Source organism: Pseudomonas sp. P1_F1_2, from assembly GCF_056405815.1.
Genome location: NZ_JBFUBK010000199.1, coordinates 1 through 3,007 on the forward strand (window position 1 = coordinate 1; position 3,007 = coordinate 3,007).

Annotated in this window: 2 protein-coding genes; both read right to left on the reverse strand. The window is 57.6% G+C overall.

Annotated elements, in window-relative coordinates; all coding sequences use genetic code 11:
* Positions 1–253: 253 nt before the first annotated feature.
* Entirely contained in the window at positions 254–1,966 is a 1,713-nt protein-coding gene (locus AC1D2P_RS30460; protein ID WP_477757318.1) for a SulP family inorganic anion transporter, read from the reverse strand.
* A 165-nt stretch (positions 1,967–2,131) separates the two neighbouring features.
* The coding region (locus AC1D2P_RS30465; RefSeq protein ID WP_477811760.1) for an HlyD family secretion protein at positions 2,132–3,007 on the reverse strand (876 nt) is incomplete at its 5' end.

Below are 3,007 nucleotides of genomic sequence, written 5' to 3' on the forward strand. Positions count from 1 at the left end.
CCAGTTCGACATGCAGAGTCTTCAGCTGTGCCTCGTAGTCTTTGCGGCTCAGCCCGGCGGCTTCTTTATCTGCGGAGTCGGTTACTTTAAGATTTTGTTTTTTCATCGCAATACTTCAACCTCTTTATGCACATGAATACGGCTAGGCACCGGCGGCCAATACACGGCTAAACCGGTACGGTTTGGGATAAAGGGTAGTTCAATTTCTCAAGGACACCGTTGATGCAAGGCACGCCTGCGGGCAGGCGTGCAATTACTGTTTCTGATAATGCGCAACGGCCTGCTCCAGATTCAGGAACACCCGTGAGTCGCCCAATGCCTGGCCCAGCGGAGCATGGACAACCATCGTGGATACGCTTGGGCTCATGCCCACCAGCCACAACGAGATGCCTCTTTCTCGCAAGCGCTGTTCGGCTGACGTGAGCATTTTCAAGGCGGTGTATTCCAGGTCGAAAACGCTGCGCAGATCGAGAATCACGACGCTGGGCGCTGCCTCTGCGATCAACGAGCGAATTTTCGAACCGAGACGTTCGGCGTTGGCAAAGAAGAGGCGACCTTCAGGCCGCAGCAGCAGCAACCCCTCAAAATGTTCATCGTCTTCGGTCTCGGCGGATGACGGGCGATAGATGTTGGTGCCGGGTTTACGCCCCAGTATGTGTACGGGCGGGTCCGAGAGCTGATAGGCCAGCGCCAGCAACGAAACGATGATCGCCACGACGATACCCTGCAGCGTGCCGAGTAACATGACCCCGACCATTGCCACAATCGCCCAGATGAATTCTGTGCGGCGTATCGAAAGAATGTCGCGAAATTCCGAAGGCTGGATCAGGCCTATCGAATACACAATCACAACGGCGGCGAGCGTGGCATTGGGCATCAAACCAATGAAGGGTGCGAGCAGCAGGCACGTCCCCAATGCCAGCCCGGCAGTGATCAGGCCCGCCAGTTGTGATTGCGCACCGGCGAGGCGGTTGACGGCTGTTTGGGTGGTTCCTCCGCCGGCGGCCATCGCTCCGAGAAACGCGCCACCGACGTTGGCAAAACCTGTCGCTACCAGTTCTCGATTGGGTTGCAAGGCGGGCTCGTCACTGCGCGCAAATGCGCGGCCTGCCGCGATGGTCTCGGTAAAGCTCATGAGTGCAATCCCCATCGCCGAAGGCCAGAGGTCGGACACCATCGACCAATCGGGCAGTGTCAATGCCGGTAACCCGATCGGCACCACACCGACTGCCGACACACCAAAATGCTCCAGGTTCAGCAGGCTCATGCCGGCGATTCCGAGCGCGACCGCAATCAGGGGCGCTGGCAATCGTGGGGTAAAGTGCTTCATGCCTATCAGGATCAGCACCATGAACACACCGACTGCCGCTGTCGGCAAAGAGGCGTGCCCCAGCCCCTGAAAGGTGGCGAGTACGTTGTGCAAAAAACCGGCTTTTTCGATGTGGATGCCCAGCAGCTTGGGCAACTGGTCGAGCACGATGACAATCCCGATGCCCGCCTTGAAACCCACCAGCACCGGGTCGGAAATGAAATTGGCTACAAAACCCAGGCGCAACATCCCCGCCAGGACCAATATGGCGCCGACCATCAGGGCCAGGGTGGCGGAGGCAACCACCAGCGTGGCGGTATCGCCGGAAGGGCTGATATGCCCTAGTGCGGAGGCAACCAGGATGGCCAGGGTTGTGGTGGTACTGACGCTGAGCGGTCGCGAACTGCCGAGTACGGCATAGATCGCCATCGGTACCAGCACGGTATAGAGGCCGACCTGCACGGGCAGGCCTGCAATGGTGGCGTACGCCAGGGCCTTGGGAATAATCACGGCCGCGGCGGTCAGCCCGGCGATGACATCACCCTTGAACCAGGCCGGCCGATAGTGGCCAACCCATTCCGGCAACAGGGCGCTCGCGGCCCGCCGAAAGGGGGATCCTGAAAGCCGATCATCCTGATCGCTACGTTGCTGAATCATGAAGTGCTCCAACGGTCATTCAATTCAAGCAGTGGTAAATCCGGATTCAGTTGCCCACGCGCCGGCCAAACAGTGGCGTGCAGTCACTGAAACTAAAAAGATAGTCGGTGCGGGCTAGACGGAGGAGGGTGACGCCCCCTGTTGAAAGAGGGCGTCACCAATTCCTCAATGGAATGGGAAGATGTAGTTCATCCAGGCAGCCATGCGCAGCAAAATTTTGCGCATCACCGCGACATGGTGAAAGTGCGTGCTGTAAAGCGCCGCCTGCCCATAGGCACCGCCAGGTACTTGTTTGCTGTATTGAGCATAGTCGGGGTCGGTTATTTCGATAATGACCGGTACCCGGCCTGCTGGCGGTGAGCCGGTAAAGCTGACCAGCGTTCCAGAGGGTTGTACTTGTCCTTCTGCAATGACGGAGATAACACTCTGAACCCGCCCCTCGAACACTTTGCCGGGAATGCCGTCGAAGGCTACTTCCGCTTCATCGCCGACTGACAAGCGCAACAGGCTGTTCTGACGCATCCATGCTGAAAAGTAATGCCCTTCTTCCGGGATGAATATCATTGAAGGGCGCAAGGGGAGCTTGGTGGCCATCATGCCCGTGCGCAAGGAAACATGGGTCACGAAGCCTTTGCTGGGGGCCCGAACGACAGTGTTGTCCAGTTCATACTGCGCAATAGACAGCTGTGCGTCTAAATCGTCGGAGCGAGCAACAACGATGTCCAGTTCACGTTGAGTGGCGAAGTTACGCTTGATCAACTCAGTGATTCGAGCACGATCAGCTTTTGCCGCGAGCAACTGTGCTTTGATGGACTTGACCCGGTATTCGAACGGGGCGGGGTCGATTCGAAACAGCACATCACCTTTTTCCAGAGGTTCATTACCTTTGACGGGTACCTCGATCACCTGGCCAGTGACTACCGGAATCACTGGAACCGAAACGAAGTACGAGCGCGCCACCTCGGAGTAGGGGTGGTTGTAGTTCATCGTGAAAATCAATGCGCCAACCAGCAGGATCCCGCCAAGCACTGCGGTAGGGAC